We start from the raw sequence: 15,118 nt of genomic DNA, 5'->3' as shown, positions 1-15,118 counted from the left end.
CGTGACCGACCCGGCCCCCGCCGCCCCCACCGTCCGCCAGCCGCCCCGGCACTGGGAGGCCGACGTGCTCGCCTCCGACGGCGGCACCGTGCACCTGCGGCCCATCACCCCCGACGATGCGGTCGGCCTCGTCGCCTTCCACGGCAAGCTCTCCGAGCGCACCAGGTACCTGCGCTACTTCGGGCCGTACCCGACGATGCCCGCCCGCGACGTCACCTACTTCACCACCGTCGACCACCACGACCGGGTCGCGATCGTGGCGGTGCTGGGCGACGAGATCATCGCCGTCGGCCGCTACGACCGGCTGCCCACGGTGGGCGACGGGCACTCCGCCGAGGTCGCCTTCGTGGTCGCCGACGCCCACCAGGGCAGGGGGCTGGGCTCGGTGCTGCTCGAGCACCTCTCCGCGGCCGCGGTCGACACCGGCGTCACCCGCTTCGTGGCCGAGGTGCTGGCCGAGAACCAGGGCATGGTCCGCGTCTTCCGCGACGCCGGCTACCAGATCAGCCGCAGCTTCGAGGGCGGTGTGCTGCACCTGGAGTTCGCCGTGGACCCCGACAGCGCCGACGTGCAGCAGGTCCTGTTCTCGGTGCGCACCTCCCGCGAGCGCGCGTCGGAGGCCCGCAGCGTGCGCAACGTGCTGGCACCACGCTCGGTGGCCGTGATCGGGGCGTCGACCGACCCGTCCAAGGTCGGCCACGCCGTGCTGGTCAACCTGCTGCACGGCGGTTTCACCGGGCCGGTCTACCCCGTCAACGCCGAGCACCGCTCGGTCCAGGGGGTGCGCGCCTACGCGTCGGTGCGCGAGATCCCCGACCCGGTGGACCTCGCCGTGGTCGCGGTGCCCGCCGGCGGGGTGGAGGGCGTGCTGGACGACTGCCTGGCCAAGGGGGTCAAGGCGCTGGTGGTGGTCTCGGCCGGGTTCGGCGAGCGCAGCGAGGACGGCCTGGACGCCGAGCGCCGGATGGTCCGCGCCGCCCGGGCGCACGGCATGCGGGTGGTGGGCCCGAGCGCGCTGGGGGTGGCCAACACCGACCCGGAGGTCAACCTCAACGCCACCCTGGCCCCGGTGCTGCCCGGCCGCGGCCGCGTCGGGTTCTTCTGCCAGTCCGGGGCGCTGGGCATCGCGATCCTCGCCGCCGCGGCCGAGCGTGGGCTGGGACTGTCGACCTTCGTCTCCGCCGGCAACCGTGCGGACGTCTCGGGCAACGACCTCATGCAGTACTGGGACTCCGACCCCGCCACCGACGTCGTCCTGCTGTACCTGGAGAGCTTCGGCAACCCGCGCAAGTTCAGCCGCCTGGCCCGCAACCTCGCCCGGACGAAGCCGGTGATCGCGGTGAAGAGCGGGCGGCACTCGGTGCGCCCGGGGCTCGCCGCCACCAGCGTCGACGTCGACGAGGCAAGCGTGCAGGCCCTGTTCGAGCAGGCCGGGGTCATCAGGGTGGAGTCCATCGCCCAGCTCTTCGACGCGGCGCTGCTGCTGGGCTACCAGCCGTTGCCCGCCGGCCCCCGGGTCGCGGTGGTGGGGAACTCGAGCGCGCTCGGGGTGCTCGCGGTGGACGCCGCGCGGAGCCAGGACCTCGTGGTGGTGGGCGACGCCGTGGACGTGGGGGCCACCGCCACCCCCGCTGAGTTCGCGGCCGCCGTCGCCACCGCCCTGGCCTCGGACGCGGTGGACGCGCTCATCGCGGTGTTCGTGCCGCCCGTGGCCACCCCCGGGGCGGAGTACGCCACCGCGCTGCGCGAGGCCGTGGCCGACGCGGGCAAGCCCGTGGTGACGACGTTCCTGGCCGCGGAGGGCATTCCCGACTCGCTGGCCGTGCGCGACGCCGCCGGCGTGCCGGCCCGCGGCTCGGTGCCCTCCTACCCCGGACCGGAGCGGGCTGCACTCGCCCTGTCGCGGGCCGTGCGCTACGCGGCCTGGCGGGAGCGGCCGCTGCCGGAGGTGGTGCGCCCGGAGGGTGCGGATGCCGAGGCGGCCCGCGCGCTGGTGGACGGCTGGCTGGCGGTCGACCCGGACGGGCGGTGGCTCACCGACGCCGAGGCCGTGCAGCTGCTGGGGGCCTACGGCGTGACCGTGACGGAGTTCCGCACCACGCGCGGGCCGGCCGAGGCGGCGGTCGCGGCGGCCGAGCTGGGGTTCCCCGTGGCCGTCAAGGCGACCGGCGAGCAGTGGCGCCACCGGACGGACTTCGCGGGGGTGCGGCTGGACCTGTCGTCGGCCGAGGCCGTCGGCGTGGCCGCCGCCGAGCTGGCCGCGGTGACCGGCAGCGACGAGGTGCACGTGCAGCGGATGGCGGTCAAGGGCATCTCCTGCACGGTCGGCGTGCAGGACGACCCGTCGTTCGGCTCGCTCGTCTCGTTCGGCCTGGCCGGGGTGATCAGCGACCTGCTCGGCGACCGCGCCTACCGCGTGCTGCCGGTGACCCCGACCGACGCCCACGACCTGGTGCGTGCACCCAGGGCGGCGCCGCTGCTGGCCGGGTACCGGGGCAGCGAGCCCTGCGACCTCGCGGCGCTGGAGGATGTGGTCCTGCGGGTGGCCACCCTGGCCGACGACGTGCACGAGCTGCGCGAGGTCTCCTGCGAGCCGGTGTTGGCCTCGGCGACCGGCGCGGCCGTCACGGGGGCGCGGGTGCGGCTGGGCCCGCCGCCGAGCCGGGCGGACCTGGGTCCACGCCGGCTGCGGTGAGCCGGCCGTGGGGCGGGTCGAGCCGGCCGCGGGGGCCCGGCGTGCTCGGCTCGTGCAACCCCGGGTGGGCGCCCCTCCGTCCGTGGTGCATGAGACGACCGATCGTGGTCCCTGCCGTGGCCGCTGCCGTCCTGCTCGCCGGGTGCGCGCAGACGGCCACGCCGACCGGGCCCGGGGCGGCACCACCACCGGGGTCGGCGACCACCAGCGCACCAGGGGCGCCGAGCGACGGACCGACGGGCTCGTCCGGCACCGCCGTGCGGCCGACCAACATCGCGCCGGTCGCCCCCGGCGGACCTGCGCCGGTCGGCCCGGCCCAGATCGACGCCCGCGCGCTGCCGGGCGGTCAGGCCGGCCCGGTCACGGTGGACCTCGAGGGCACGGCGCTCACCGTCACCGGAACCGAGGGCAGCTGCAGCACCGTGACGGCGAACCTGCTGGGCGAGGACGAGACCAGCGTGTCCGTGCAGCTGGTCGTGACGAGGACCAGCGACGGCGTGTGCACCGCGATCGCGGAGCTGGTGCCGCTCACGGTGCACCTGGCCGCGCCGCTGGCCGACCGCACGATCGTGCTCAGCGAGGTCCACCGGTAGATCGGCATCCGCACGTGCGGCGAGACCGGACCCCGGGGGGAGTGGGTCCGGCCTCGCGCGGTGGTGACGCGCAGGCGAGGGGCACCGCGCGGCCACCGGCTCAGGTGGTGCTCAGCTCGCGTAGGACCGCAGACGGTCGGCCCGCTCGCCCTGGCGCAGCTTGCCCATCACCTCGCGCTCGATCTGCCGGACCCGCTCGCGGGAGAGCCCGAAGATCTTGCCGATCTGGTCGAGGGTGCGGGGCTGGCCGTCGTCGAGGCCGTAGCGCAGCCGGATGACCTGCTGCTCCCGCTCGTCCAGGGTGCCGAGCACCGAGCGGACGTCGGAGTGCAGGAACCCGGAGATGACCGCGCTCTCGGCGTCGGTCGCGTCGGCGTCCTCGATGAAGTCACCCAGGGGTGCCTCCTCGTCGCTGCCGACCGGCATGTCCAGGCTCACCGGGTCCCGGCTGTGGTCCAGCAGGTCGGCGATCTTGTGCTCGGGGATGCCGGACTCCAGCGCCAGCTCCTCGTCGGTGGCCTCACGGCCCATCTGCTGGTGCAGCTCCCGCTTGATCCGGGCCAGCTTGTTGACCTGCTCGACGAGGTGGACGGGCAGCCGGATGGTGCGGGACTGGTCGGCCATGCCCCGGGTGATGGCCTGCCGGATCCACCACGTCGCGTAGGTGGAGAACTTGAAGCCCTTGGCGTAGTCGAACTTCTCCATGGCTCGGATCAGCCCGAGGTTGCCCTCCTGGATGAGGTCGAGCAGGGGCATGCCGCGCCCGGTGTAGCGCTTGGCCAGCGACACCACGAGGCGGAGGTTCGCCTCGAGCAGGTGCTGACGGGCCGAGTGGCCCTCGCGGACGACCGTGGCCAGGTCGCGCTTGCGGGCCGGGGTGAGTCGCACTCCGCTGGCGAGCACGGTCACGGCGTAGAGGCCGGCCTCGATGCGCTTGGCCAGCTCCACCTCGTCGGCCGCCGTGAGCAGGGCCGTGCGGCCGATGCCGTTGAGGTAGACGCGGACCAGGTCGGCGGCGGGGCTCTGGGCGTCCAGGTCCGCGTCGGTCACGGCCGGACGTTCGGTGGTGGCGGTGCTCATGGTGCGTGCCTCCTGGTTCGTGGGTCTCACTCAGTTCAACGTCCGGGGCACCCTCGGGAGTTCCCGTGCCCAGGTGGGGAGAACCGGCTCTGAGCAGGGGTTACGGGTGCAGGAGGCTGAGAAGTTGCTGAGAACGGTTCCCAGGTGGAGCCCGGTGGCGGTCAGGCCCGCACGATCACCGTGAACGGTCCGTCGCCGATCGAGGCGACCGCCATGTCGGCCCCGAACACGCCGGTGGCGACCGGGACGCCACGATCGCGCAACCCGGCCACCACGGCGTCGACCAGGGGCCGTGCCGCCTCGGGACGCGCCGCGGCCGACCACGACGGGCGACGGCCCCTCGACGTGTCGCCGCACAGGGTGAACTGGCTGACCACCAGCACTCCGCACCCCGTGCCCGCCACCGACTCCTCCTCGCGCAGCACCCGCAGCTCGGCGATCTTGCGCACCACCGTCTCCACCTGGTGCGCACCGTCCACGGCGTGCACGCCGAGCAGCACCAGCAGCCCGGGACCGTCCAGCCGACCGACCACCTCCCCGGCCACGGTCACGCTGGCGCTCGCCACCCGCGACAGCACGGCAATCACTGCGGCCTCTCCGGCCGACGGGCGATCACTGCGGCCTCCCCGGCCGACGGGCGATCACTGCGGCCTCCCCGGCCGACGGGCGATCACTGCGGCCTCCCCGGCCGACGGGCGATCACTGCGGCCTCCCCGGCCGACGGGCGATCACGCCAGCTCCGCCGGCAGCACCAGCCCGTGCCGCACGAGGCCGTCCACCAGCTCCACCGCCCCGGCGAGCAGGGCGTCCTCGGGCTCGTCGTGCGCAACCTCGAGCAGCGCCACGAGCTCGCCCAGCGGCAGCCCGCCGGCACGCATCCCGGCGAGCAGCGCCGCCCCCAGGTCGTCGGTCTCGTGCTGCCACGCCGGCCCGTCCCCGCGGTGCAGCCGCACCACCACCTGCTCCCAGCCGCCGCCCGCCGCCGCCACCGACACCCGCTGCAGGGCCGTGCCGGGTGCGACCACGAACGTTGAGCCCAGCAGGTCGTGGCTGCGCAACCACTCCAACCGGGCCAGGTAGGCCAGCGCCTCGGGCCCCAGCGGGTCGTCGAAGCCGTGGGTGAGGTCCTCGCACAGCACGTCCGACGGCTCGTCGGTCCGGCGCAGCGTGACGTAGCCGAAGCCGATGCCGACCACGCCGGAGCGGTCGAAGTGCTCCAGCCACTCCTGCGAGCGGGCCGCACCGTCGGCCGAGCGGGGGTCGAGGCCCGCGTCGCGCAACCAGGTGCCGACGTAGAGCGCCGGGTCGGCCACGTCGCGCTGCACCACCCAGGCGTCGACCCCGTGCGGGGGCACCCAGGAGGCGACCCGGGCCCGCCAGTCCTGCCCGGCCAGGTGCACCCACGACGCGAGCACGGTCGCGGTGCCCCCGGGCACGAGGTGGTCCGGCGCCCCGCGCACCACGAGCTCGCTCGCCCCGTCGAGGTCCAGGCCCGAGTCGCGGTAGGTGTGCTGCACCCGGGGCGGCCCCACCACGAACGGCGGGTTGGCCACCACCTGGTCGAAGGTCCGCCCGGCGACCGGTTCGAACCAGGAGCCCCGGAGCAGCTCGACGTCCAGCTCGTTGAGGGCGCACGAGGCCCGGGCCAGCGCCAGGGCGCGGTCGGAGAGGTCGGTACCCGTGACGTGCTCGGCGTGCGCGGCGACGTGCACGGCCTGCACCCCGCAGCCGGTGCCCAGGTCGAGCACCGTGCCGACGGGGGCGGTCGGGATGGCACGCAGCAGCGACAGCGAGGCCTGCCCGAGGCCGGGCACGTGCTCGCGGTCGGTCTCGCGCGGTCGCAGGTCACCGTCGAGATCGCTGACCAGCCACCGGGTGCCCGTGCCGGTGTCCAGCGGGCGCACGTCCAGGGCGGTGCGCACCCCGTCGCCCAGGACGTCGTCGTGGTGGGCCTCCAGCAGCCCGGTCGCGAGCGCGTCGGCCAGGTCCACGGGGGCCAGCGCGGCCGCCACCTCCTCGGCACCTGCAGGATCGCCGAGCAGGAACAGCCGCACGAGGGTCCCGAGCTCGCCGCCGCCGCGCGCTGCCCGCCGGGCCGGCACCGCCTCGCCCCGCCCCATCGCGGCGTGGGCGTCGGCCCCCAGCAGCGAAAGCACCGAGTCGGCGTCGTAGCCCACCCGCAGGAAGCAGGCGCGCAGGGCCGCGGTGATCGGGAGCAGGTCGGGCACGGGGGCGGGGCTCGGGGCGGGCACCCCCGCAGTGTCCCAGCGGACCCTGCGCGTGCTCCCGGGGGAGCGCACACTGGTCCCATGGCGGTTGACGGCACCACGCGCAAGAGCCCGTACCACGACGCGCCCAAGGCTCCACGGCGACGGTTCGTGGCCGAGGGGCCCAAGTTCAGCGACCGCAGGTCCGCCCAGCACGACGCGCCCGTCCTCATCACCGAGGCGCAGGCCTCCTACGACGAGCAGCACCGCGCCCGGGTGAAGAAGTACTCGATCCTGATGGCCTTCCGCATCCCGGCGCTGGTCATCGCTGCTGTCGTGTACAGCGCCACCGGCACGTGGTGGATCCCGCTGCTCATCGTCGCGGCGTCGATCCCGCTGCCGTGGATGGCCGTGCTCATCGCCAACGACCGCCCGCCGCGCACCGCGGAGGAGGTCAACCGCTACCACTACGCGGACCAGCCCGAGCGCACGGCGATCGCCCCGTCGCAGAAGAACGTCATCGAGGGCTGAGACCTCCCGTCCGTCGCTCGCCTCGGGCATCATGACGGGGTGAGCACGCAGACGATCGAGAAGCCGGACACCGACGAGCGGACCTCCACGAGAGACGACACCCCGAAGGTCTTCCACTACGTCAAGAAGAACAAGATCGCCGAGAGCGCCGTGATGGGAACGCACGTGGTGGCCCTGTGCGGCGAGGTGTTCCCGGTGACGAAGTCGGCCAAGCCGGGCTCCCCGGTGTGCCCGGACTGCAAGAAGATCTACGAGGGACTGCGCCCCGGCGGCGACTGAGGCGCAGCGGGAGACGGACCGCCGTTCGCCGACGGGGTGCGCAGCGCGGGCACCTTGGCGCCCAGCCGCACCACCCGCGTGCTGAGCGGTCCGGTCATCGGACCCGTCCGGGCCACCAGGGGCACGGTCCCGCTCGACTCCTCGACGACCCGTTCACGGAGGATCTCCAGGCGGGTCGCCCGCGCCGGCCACATCTCCTGGACGGTGGCGTTCAGCTCGGCGCCGAGGACGATCGCGAAGCCCAGGAAGAACGTGAACAGCAGGTAGGCGATGGGGGCGGCCAGCGCGCCGTAGGAGTACCCGGTGCTCGTCACCCAGGTGAGGTAGACCCGCAGCAGGGCGCTCGCGGCCACGAAGAACACCCCCGCCAGCACCGCCCCGCCGGCCAGCCGGTGCCACGGGAGCGGCCGCGGCAGGGCGAGCTTGTACAGGCACGTCAGCCCGACCAGCAGGAGAACTCCGGTACCGGGGTAGTAGAAGGCGTGCACGAGCGTGTCGGCGGTGCCCTGCCACGACACCGGGAACAGCCTGGTGAGCAGCCCGGGACCGATGGCCACCAGGGGCAGGGTGAACACGGCGAGCACGAGGGCCACCGCGTAGAGCAGCAGGGCGAAGATCCGCTGCCACACCGGGTGACGGAGGTTCTCCTGGCCGTGCGCCTTGACGATGGAGTCGACGAACGAGCTGATCGCCGAGGAGCCCGCCCACAGCGACAGCAGGAAACCCACCGAGACGATCTCCCCGCGCCCCTCCTGCAGCACGTCGCTCACCGTCGGCGCGATGATCTCGTCGACCACCGACGGGCTGAACACGGTGCGGCAGAACGAGAGGATCTTCGACTCGACCACGGCCGGGGTGTCGGGGCCGAACCACGCCCCGACGTAGCCGATGCTGCCGAGCAGGCCCAGCAGCAGCGGTGGGAGCGACAGCGTGGCCCAGAAGGCGGCCTGGGCGGCCATGCCGAAGATGGAGTCGCCCCACGCCTTGCTGTTCGTGCGCCCGAGCAGGCGCAGCGGCCCGCGACGGGGGCTCCCGGGGTCGGTGGGGAGCGTCGGGGCGCTGGCGTCGTCGTTCATGTCACAGCCAGCGTGCCCCACCTGGGCCGATCTCGCGGGCAGCGACCGCTCGTGTCGCAGGAAGAGGTCGCGGTCGGCGCGCGCCGATACCCTGGCCCCCGTGGGTGAGTCGGACAGCGTGGGACGGGCGGGCGGGGACCAGCTGACGGCGGTGACCGAGGAGCTGGGCGACGTGGTCGCGGCCCAGCCCGCCGCGGCTCCGCTGCGGGCGTGGCAGCGCCGGGCGCTGACCCGCTACCTGGCGACCCGGCCGCAGGACTTCCTGGCCGTGGCCACGCCGGGGGCGGGCAAGACCACGTTCGGGCTCCGGGTGGCGGCGGAGCTGCTGCGCGACCGGACGGTCGACCAGCTCACGGTGGTGGCCCCCACCGAGCACCTGAAGCACCAGTGGGCGGCCGCCGCGGCCGCCGTGGGCATCGCCCTGGACTCCCGGTTCAGCAACTCCACCGGGCAGACGTCCAAGGACTACGTCGGGGTGGTCGTCACCTACGCCCAGGTGGCGTCCCACCCGGCGCGGCACCGGGCCCGCACCGACGCCCGCCGGACCCTGGTCATCCTCGACGAGATCCACCACGGCGGTGACGCCAAGAGCTGGGGCGACGCGATCCGGGAGGCCTTCGAGCCCGCCACGCGACGCCTGGCGCTGACCGGCACACCCTTCCGCTCCGACGACAGCCCCATCCCCTTCGTCACCTACGAGCCCGGCTCCGACGGCTTCGCCCGGTCGAAGCCGGACCACTCCTACGGCTACGCCGACGCGCTGGCCGACGGCGTGGTGAGGCCCGTGGTGTTCCTGGCCTACTCCGGTGAGGCCCGCTGGCGCGACAGCGCGGGGGAGGAGTTCACCGCCCGCCTCGGCGAACCGTTGACGGCCGAGCAGACCGGTCGTGCCTGGCGCACGGCCCTGGACCCGAACGGGGACTGGGTGCCCGCGGTCCTGCACGCGGCCGACACGCGGTTGACCCAGCTGCGCGCGGGCGGGGTGCCCGATGCCGGCGGGCTCGTCATCGCCACCGACCAGACCACCGCGCGCGCGTACGCCGAGCTGCTGGAGGCCATCACCGGCCGACCCCCGGTGCTCGTGCTCTCCGACGATCCCGGCTCGTCGGTGAACATCGAGGCGTTCCGCACGAGCTCGGACCGCTGGATGGTCGCGGTGCGGATGGTGAGCGAGGGCGTGGACGTGCCCCGGCTGGCCGTCGGCGTGTACGCGACGAGCGCGTCGACGCCGCTGTACTTCGCCCAGGCCATCGGCCGCTTCGTGCGCTCGCGTCGCCCGGGCGAGACGGCCAGCGTGTTCCTGCCGTCGGTGCCCGTGCTGCTGGACCTCGCGAGCCAGCTCGAGGCCCAGCGCGACCACGTGCTGGGCAAGCCGCACCGCGAGGCCCAGGACTTCGCCGAGCTGCTCATGGCCGGTGCGAACAAGCAGGAGGACGAGCCGGGGGAGGAGGAGAAGGCCTTCACCTCGCTGGGGGCCGACGCCGAGCTCGACCACCTCATCTACGACGGCGCGACCTACGGCACGGCCGCGTTCTCCGGCACCGCCGAGGAGGAGGACTACCTCGGCCTGCCGGGGCTGCTGGATGCCGAGCAGATGCGCGCGCTGCTGCGCAGGCGCCAGTCCGAGCAGCTCGACGGTCCGGGCGAGGCGGTGGCCGACGCGCCGGCCGCCCCGCGCTCCGAGCAGGCCGGCGTCTCGGCCGGCCTCGCCGCCCTGCGGCGCGAGCTCAACACGCTCGTGGCCATGCGGCACCACCGCACCGGGCAGGCGCACGGGATCATCCACGGCGAGCTGCGCCGCACGTGCGGAGGACCGCCCACGCCGATGGCCACCGCCGACCAGCTCACGGATCGGATCGCGACGCTGCGCGCCTGGTGACCACCCCCGGTGACGCGCGAGCGCCCCGACCGTCCGGTCGGGGCGCTCGCGTGGTCGAGGGGTCAGTCGTCCCAGGGACCCAGCTCCACGGGGTGCAGGCGCACGCCGTGGTCGCGGGGGGCCGGGACGGTCCCGTCCTGGGCGACGAGCGACAGCGCGCGACGGGCGTTGCGGAGCCGCCGGCGGGTGGTGGGGGCGGCGGAGCGACCGTGCCGCGTGGTGGGCCGGACGAGATCGATCGTGGACAGGCTCATGCCTGGTACTTCCTTCTTCTCTCGCGCCCGTCTCGACGTGGTGACCACGGAGACGGGCACAGTGCGTGATCCCTGCTGGGGCAGGGGGTTCTTCTCTACGGCGGGAGGTGTTCCTACTGCGAGAACCGGGCGCTGCACGTGTCTGGGGACAGTGCGGGGCGCTCTCGGACAGCCTCGAGGTGGACTGCTGCGACGAACGGTACACCACACCCGGTCCCAGGGGCAGGCCGCACAGCGCCTCGACGCCGGTCGGCCTGGGGGTGCGCATCGGGGGCGCATCGGGGCGAGTGCCGTGCAGGCGCCCCCACGAACGCCGGAGGGCGACCACCGGGTCGGTGGTCGCCCTCCAGGGGTGTCGGTCAGCCTCAGCCGACCGGCGCACCCTCCACGATCGTGGCGTCGAGGTCCCGGAGGCGTGCTTCGTGCTCGTGCCCGTGGTGCGCGCAGAACAGCAGCTCGCCGCCCGAGGGCAGCAGCACGCGCACGCGGGCGGCCGCACCGCAGCGGTCGCAGCGGTCGGCGGCGGTGATCTCGGGGATGGTGAGTGTCCCGGTCATGACTCCTCCGTCCTGACGCCCGCTCGCAGCGGACGCCATCAGTGGTGCTTCGCTCCACCGCAGTCATGACGACTCCGTGGATGCACTCTGTCAGACGTTCGGCGGGCCTGCTCTGTTCCCCGTGCGTGCGTCCCGTGTCGTCACCCACTCGAAACATCTTGGCCGCGGCGGCCCTAGAATTGCCGTGTGGCGGGCGGCGGCGGGGTGCTGGAACGGCTGCCACCCCCCGTGCTGTTCGCTCTCGGCGGAACCTCGCTCTACCTGGGCGCCGCGATCGGGGTGGGGCTGTTCGACGTCGTCGATCCCGCCGGCGTGGCCTGGTTGCGCACGCTGGGTGCGGCGGTGGTGCTGCTGGCCTGGCGCCGCCCGGGGGCCGCGGCGTTCCGGGGGCGCCGGTTGCTGCTCGCCGCGGTGTTCGGCGTGGTGACCGCGGGCATGAACGTCGCCTTCTACGAGGCCATCGACCGCATCCCGCTCGGCACCGCGGTCGCCGTGGAGTTCCTCGGCCCGGTGGCCGTGGCCGCGGTGGGCTCGCGCAGCCGGCGGGACGTCGGGGCCCTGGCGCTGGTGGTCGCCGGCGTGCTGCTCATCGCGGACGTCCAGCTCGGGGCCAGCCCGGCCGGACTGGCCTTCGTGCTGGCTGCTGCCGCGCTGTGGGCCGGCTACATCGTGCTGGGCAAGCGGGTGTCCGACGGCGGGTCGGGGCTCGACGACCTGGGCGTCGGCCTGGCCGTCGCGACCGTGGTGCTCGCCCCGCTGGTGCTCACCACGGGCGCGGTGTGGGGCTCGCCCCGTCTGCTGGTGCTCGGGATCGGGGTGGGTGTGCTGTCGTCGGTGGTGCCCTACGCACTGGACCAGGTGGTGCTGCGCCGGGTGGGTCGGGCCCGGTTCGCGCTGCTGCTGGCCCTGCTGCCCGCGACCGCGGTGATCGTGGGGCTGGTGGTGCTGCGGCAGGTGCCGTCGCTGCCGGAGGTGGTCGGGATCGTGCTGGTGGTGGCGGCGATCGCGCTGACCGGGCGCAGCGTCCCCGCCGTGACGCCGGTCTAGGTGCGCCCAGGACCTGGCCGCCGTCCTCGAGCCCCGTCCACCGGCAGGACCACGTGCGCGGGCACCCAGTGCGAGATGGTCGCACCGGTGCTCCCGTCCGCCGCGGCCGCCTCGTAGACCACGAGCCCGAACCAGTCGCCCTCCTCCGACAGCGCCCACATGGTCAGCCGACCCTCCAGCACGCGGCGCAGCCGCAGCCCGTCCGGGACCCGCCGGTGCGGCAGGTGCGGGGGCACCGCGAACAGCGCCCCGAGGTCGAGGGACACGCGCACGGGCGGCCGCACGTGGCGCCACCGTGGCCCGCGGGGTCGGCCGGTGTCGCGGATCGCCTGCATGCGCTCGGGGGGTTCGAACACGTGTTCGATGATCGCACGGAACCCGACGTTCGCGGGTGCACCCGCCGTCTCGATAGTGTCGAGCTCATGGACCCCAAGGACGCGGCCAAGCTCCAGCGCTCGATCGACGTCGTGCACTCGATGACGTACTTCGTGCCCGAGACCGAGGAGCACCTCGTCGCGGCCGGGCTCCGCCCCGGTCGCATGTGCTACTTCGCGGGGCGGGCGGCGCCCATGGGGGCGGTGGGCCCGGGCGTGGTCGCGGCCACCTTCTACAACTTCAACCCCGAGCTCGTGGCCCGGCACCTGCCGCGGGCGTGGACCCTCGCCACGCCGGAGGCCGTCGTCGCGGCCCGCTTCCGCTCCGTCGATGCTGCGCTGCGCAGGGTGCTGGGCGAGGAGACGGCCACCGGGCCGGAGATCGCCGAGGCCGCCGCGCTGGCCCGCACCGCGTCGGAGGCCTGCACCCCGGAGGGACGTGCGCTCTACGCGGGCCACGCGGACCTCGGCTGGCCCGGTGAGCCGCTGCTGGACCTCTGGCACGCCACCTCCTTGCTGCGCGAGCACCGCGGTGACGCCCACGTGGCCGCGCTGCTCGGGGCCGGGCTCAGCGGGCTGGAGGCACTGGTCACGCACACGGCGACCGGGCGTGGGTTCACCCCCCAGGCCGCCCAGCTCACCCGTGGCTGGACCGAGCAGCAGTGGGCGGCCGCCGAGGACGGGCTCCGCGAGCGTGGTCTGCTGGACGCCGAGGGAGGTCTCACCGAGGAGGGCACCGCCCAGCGAGCGGCCGTCGAGGACGTGACCAGCCGGGCCTCCACCGCACCCTGGGAGCACCTCGGCACCGTGGGCGGCACCCGGCTGGCCGCGATCGGCACCGCCCTGACGCGCACGATCCAGGCGGCCGGGGTGTTCCCGGCCGGTACGTTCTCCGCGACGGCGGGCCGCACCACGGCCTGAGGAGTGCACGCCACGACCAGGGAGACGACATGAGCGGGGACTACGCAGGAGACCTCACGCCGCAGCAGGCCTGGGACCTGGTGCACGACACCGACGCGGTGCTCGTCGACGTCCGCACCGAGGCCGAGTGGCGCTTCGTCGGCGTGCCTGCGCTGGAGCGGCTCGGCCGGGTGGAGTGGGTCGACACGGCGGGGCAGCGCAACGCCGGCTTCGTCGAGCAGGTCCGCCGGCTCGCCGGGCAGCGCGCCGTGGTGCTGCTGTGCCGGTCGGGGCAGCGCTCGGTCGCGGCCGCGGAGGCCCTGACGGCGGCGGGGGCCGGGCCGGCGTGGAACGTGCTCGACGGCTTCGAGGGTGGTCTCGACGAGCACGGGCACCGGGGTGCGGCCGGTTGGCGGGCCGTGGGCCTGCCGTGGACCCAGGGATGAGCGAGCCCCGCCGGCTGCGGCCCGACACCCTCGCCGTCCGCGGAGGCCTGTCCCGCTCCGGGTTCCAGGAGACGTCCGAGGCGCTGTACCTCACGTCCGGGTTCGTCTACGACACCGCGGCCGACGCCGAAGCGGCCTTCGTCGGTGGTGCGGGTGGTGGTGTGGACCGGTTCGTGTACTCCCGCTACGGCAACCCCACGGTCGCCACCTTCGAGGAGCGGCTCCGGCTCCTCGAAGGCACCGAGGACTGCTTCGCGACGGCCAGCGGCATGGCCGCGGTGTGGGTGAGCCTGGCCGCGCTGCTCGGTGCGGGGGACCGGGTGGTGGCCGCGCGCAGCCTGTTCGGCTCGTGCTCGGTGGTCCTGTCCGAGATCCTGCCGAAGTTCGGGGTGACCACCGACCTCGTGGACGGCGCGGACCTGCAGCAGTGGGAGGCGGCCCTGTCCACTCCGGCGCGGGCCGTGTTCTTCGAGACCCCGTCGAACCCGATGCAGGAGATCGTGGACGTCGCCGCGGTCGTCGAGCTGGCCCACGCCGCCGGCGCGAAGGTCGTGGTGGACAACGTGTTCGCCACCCCTGTTCTGCAACGGGCGGGTGACCTGGGCGCAGACGTCGTGGTCTACTCCGCCACCAAGCACATCGACGGGCAGGGGCGCGTCCTCGGTGGTGCGGTGCTGGGCAGCCGGGAGTACGTCCGCGGCCCGGTGGAGAACCTCATGCGTCACACCGGGCCCGCCATGGCCCCGTTCAACGCCTGGGTGCTCACCAAGGGCCTGGAGACGATGGCCATGCGGGTGCGCCACGCGACGGCCTCGGCGCTGGCGCTGGCCACCTGGCTGGAGCAGCAGCCCGGTGTGCGGTGGGTGCGGTACCCGTTCCTGGACTCCCACCCGCAGGCCGGGCTGGCCCGTCGGCAGATGACCGGCGGCGGCACGGTGCTGACGTTCGAGCTCGACGGCGGCAAGGACCGCGCCTTCGCGGTGCTCGACGCCCTGCAGGTCGTGGACATCTCCAACAACCTCGGCGACTCCAAGTCCCTCGTCACGCACCCCGCGACGACCACGCACCGCCGGCTCGGCGTCGAGGGGCGGGCCCGGGTGGGGATCACCGACGGGGTGGTGCGGCTGTCGGTGGGCCTGGAGGACGTGGCCGACCTGCAGGAGGACCTCGAGCACGCCCTGCGTCGGCGCTGAGCTCCCG

The 15,118-nt window shown here is 74.3% G+C and carries 16 protein-coding genes; 9 read left to right on the top strand and 7 right to left on the bottom strand.

Translation table 11 applies throughout. The annotated features are described in order from the left end of the window. The first annotated feature begins 1 nt into the window (after nucleotide 1). Together RHODO2019_RS09300 and RHODO2019_RS09295 are read left to right on the top strand one after the other, a co-directional pair. A complete protein-coding gene (locus RHODO2019_RS09300) occupies nucleotides 2-2,695 on the top strand; it encodes a bifunctional acetate--CoA ligase family protein/GNAT family N-acetyltransferase (protein ID WP_265381541.1) in 2,694 nt (897 codons plus the stop codon). Between the two features lie 116 nt (nucleotides 2,696-2,811). Beyond that, a complete protein-coding gene (locus RHODO2019_RS09295) occupies nucleotides 2,812-3,288 on the top strand; it encodes a hypothetical protein (protein WP_265381540.1) in 477 nt (158 codons plus the stop codon). Nucleotides 3,289-3,399: 111 nt separating this feature from the next. Here RHODO2019_RS09295 and RHODO2019_RS09290 read toward each other — a convergent pair whose 3' ends face one another. The 3 genes from RHODO2019_RS09290 to RHODO2019_RS09280 all read right to left on the bottom strand — a co-directional run bounded on the left by RHODO2019_RS09290 (nucleotide 3,400) and on the right by RHODO2019_RS09280 (nucleotide 6,620). Next, nucleotides 3,400-4,368, bottom strand: a complete 969-nt coding sequence (locus RHODO2019_RS09290) for a sigma-70 family RNA polymerase sigma factor (protein ID WP_265381539.1) — start codon at nucleotides 4,366-4,368, stop codon at nucleotides 3,400-3,402. Between the two features lie 161 nt (nucleotides 4,369-4,529). Next, nucleotides 4,530-4,955 carry a D-aminoacyl-tRNA deacylase gene (dtd, locus tag RHODO2019_RS09285; RefSeq protein ID WP_265381538.1) on the bottom strand — a complete coding sequence of 142 codons (426 nt, stop codon included), beginning with the start codon at nucleotides 4,953-4,955 and terminating at the stop codon, nucleotides 4,530-4,532. A gap of 141 nt (nucleotides 4,956-5,096) precedes the next feature. Continuing rightward, the gene (locus tag RHODO2019_RS09280) at nucleotides 5,097-6,620 is read right to left on the bottom strand and encodes a DUF7782 domain-containing protein (protein ID WP_435532100.1); all 1,524 of its coding nucleotides are present in this window, start codon (nucleotides 6,618-6,620) and stop codon (nucleotides 5,097-5,099) included. Nucleotides 6,621-6,677: 57 nt separating this feature from the next. Between RHODO2019_RS09280 and RHODO2019_RS09275 the strand changes: the two genes are divergently transcribed. Beyond that, entirely contained in the window at nucleotides 6,678-7,106 is a 429-nt protein-coding gene (locus RHODO2019_RS09275) for a DUF3099 domain-containing protein (RefSeq protein ID WP_265381537.1), read from the top strand. A 39-nt stretch (nucleotides 7,107-7,145) separates the two neighbouring features. Continuing rightward, entirely contained in the window at nucleotides 7,146-7,385 is a 240-nt protein-coding gene (locus RHODO2019_RS09270; RefSeq protein ID WP_265381536.1) for a DUF3039 domain-containing protein, read from the top strand. Here RHODO2019_RS09270 and RHODO2019_RS09265 read toward each other — a convergent pair. Continuing rightward, nucleotides 7,355-8,461, bottom strand: coding sequence for a YihY/virulence factor BrkB family protein (locus tag RHODO2019_RS09265; RefSeq protein WP_265381535.1), 1,107 nt, complete (start codon nucleotides 8,459-8,461; stop codon nucleotides 7,355-7,357). The genes RHODO2019_RS09270 and RHODO2019_RS09265 overlap by 31 nt on opposite strands. 151 nt (nucleotides 8,462-8,612) lie before the next feature. Here RHODO2019_RS09265 and RHODO2019_RS09260 point away from each other — a divergent pair, with 151 nt between their 5' ends. After that, the gene (locus RHODO2019_RS09260) at nucleotides 8,613-10,340 is read left to right on the top strand and encodes a DEAD/DEAH box helicase (RefSeq protein ID WP_265384703.1); all 1,728 of its coding nucleotides are present in this window, start codon (nucleotides 8,613-8,615) and stop codon (nucleotides 10,338-10,340) included. A 62-nt stretch (nucleotides 10,341-10,402) separates the two neighbouring features. On the opposite strand, the gene RHODO2019_RS09255 is transcribed toward RHODO2019_RS09260, so the two are convergent. Further along, the gene (locus RHODO2019_RS09255) at nucleotides 10,403-10,594 is read right to left on the bottom strand and encodes a hypothetical protein (RefSeq protein WP_265381534.1); all 192 of its coding nucleotides are present in this window, start codon (nucleotides 10,592-10,594) and stop codon (nucleotides 10,403-10,405) included. Between the two features lie 365 nt (nucleotides 10,595-10,959). Next, nucleotides 10,960-11,151 (bottom strand): DUF7455 domain-containing protein, encoded by a 192-nt coding sequence (locus RHODO2019_RS09250; protein WP_265381533.1) that lies wholly within the window; start codon nucleotides 11,149-11,151, stop codon nucleotides 10,960-10,962. Nucleotides 11,152-11,337: 186 nt separating this feature from the next. Between RHODO2019_RS09250 and RHODO2019_RS09245 the strand changes: the two genes are divergently transcribed. Continuing rightward, nucleotides 11,338-12,198, top strand: a complete 861-nt coding sequence (locus RHODO2019_RS09245) for an EamA family transporter (protein WP_265381532.1) — start codon at nucleotides 11,338-11,340, stop codon at nucleotides 12,196-12,198. Here the strand turns inward: RHODO2019_RS09245 and RHODO2019_RS09240 are convergent. Then, nucleotides 12,195-12,554, bottom strand: a complete 360-nt coding sequence (locus RHODO2019_RS09240) for a hypothetical protein (RefSeq protein ID WP_265381531.1) — start codon at nucleotides 12,552-12,554, stop codon at nucleotides 12,195-12,197. The two genes, RHODO2019_RS09245 and RHODO2019_RS09240, sit on opposite strands and share 4 nt — an antisense overlap. Nucleotides 12,555-12,620: 66 nt before the next feature. Between RHODO2019_RS09240 and RHODO2019_RS09235 the strand changes: the two genes are divergently transcribed. From RHODO2019_RS09235 to RHODO2019_RS09225, 3 genes are read left to right on the top strand one after another with little or no spacing between them, the layout of a single operon-like run. Next, nucleotides 12,621-13,493, top strand: a complete 873-nt coding sequence (locus RHODO2019_RS09235; protein ID WP_265381530.1) for an SCO6745 family protein — start codon at nucleotides 12,621-12,623, stop codon at nucleotides 13,491-13,493. Between the two features lie 29 nt (nucleotides 13,494-13,522). After that, nucleotides 13,523-13,918 (top strand): rhodanese-like domain-containing protein, encoded by a 396-nt coding sequence (locus RHODO2019_RS09230; protein WP_265381529.1) that lies wholly within the window; start codon nucleotides 13,523-13,525, stop codon nucleotides 13,916-13,918. Then, on the top strand, nucleotides 13,915-15,111 hold the full coding sequence (locus tag RHODO2019_RS09225; RefSeq protein ID WP_265381528.1) for an O-succinylhomoserine sulfhydrylase: 1,197 nt from the start codon (nucleotides 13,915-13,917) through the stop codon (nucleotides 15,109-15,111). The genes RHODO2019_RS09230 and RHODO2019_RS09225 overlap by 4 nt, the downstream gene beginning before the upstream one ends. The last annotated feature ends 7 nt before the right edge of the window (nucleotides 15,112-15,118 follow it).

It is taken from the genome of Rhodococcus antarcticus, assembly GCF_026153295.1.
Taxonomy (GTDB): Bacteria; Actinomycetota; Actinomycetes; order Mycobacteriales; family Mycobacteriaceae; genus Rhodococcus_D; species Rhodococcus_D antarcticus.
The sequence above is the reverse complement of the archived record's forward strand: the minus strand, read 5'-3'. Positions and strand labels throughout refer to the sequence as shown.

Excerpts from the sequence above, each read along its gene's own strand:
- RHODO2019_RS09290 (WP_265381539.1), bottom strand. The coding sequence starts at position 4,368 with ATGAGCACCGCCACCACCGAACGTCCGGCCGTGACCGACGCGGACCTG.
- RHODO2019_RS09275 (WP_265381537.1), top strand. The coding sequence starts at position 6,678 with ATGGCGGTTGACGGCACCACGCGCAAGAGCCCGTACCACGACGCGCCC.
- RHODO2019_RS09265 (WP_265381535.1), bottom strand. The coding sequence starts at position 8,461 with ATGAACGACGACGCCAGCGCCCCGACGCTCCCCACCGACCCCGGGAGC.
- RHODO2019_RS09255 (WP_265381534.1), bottom strand. The coding sequence starts at position 10,594 with ATGAGCCTGTCCACGATCGATCTCGTCCGGCCCACCACGCGGCACGGT.
- RHODO2019_RS09250 (WP_265381533.1), bottom strand. The coding sequence starts at position 11,151 with ATGACCGGGACACTCACCATCCCCGAGATCACCGCCGCCGACCGCTGC.
- RHODO2019_RS09235 (WP_265381530.1), top strand. The coding sequence starts at position 12,621 with ATGGACCCCAAGGACGCGGCCAAGCTCCAGCGCTCGATCGACGTCGTG.
- RHODO2019_RS09230 (WP_265381529.1), top strand. The coding sequence starts at position 13,523 with ATGAGCGGGGACTACGCAGGAGACCTCACGCCGCAGCAGGCCTGGGAC.
- RHODO2019_RS09225 (WP_265381528.1), top strand. The coding sequence starts at position 13,915 with ATGAGCGAGCCCCGCCGGCTGCGGCCCGACACCCTCGCCGTCCGCGGA.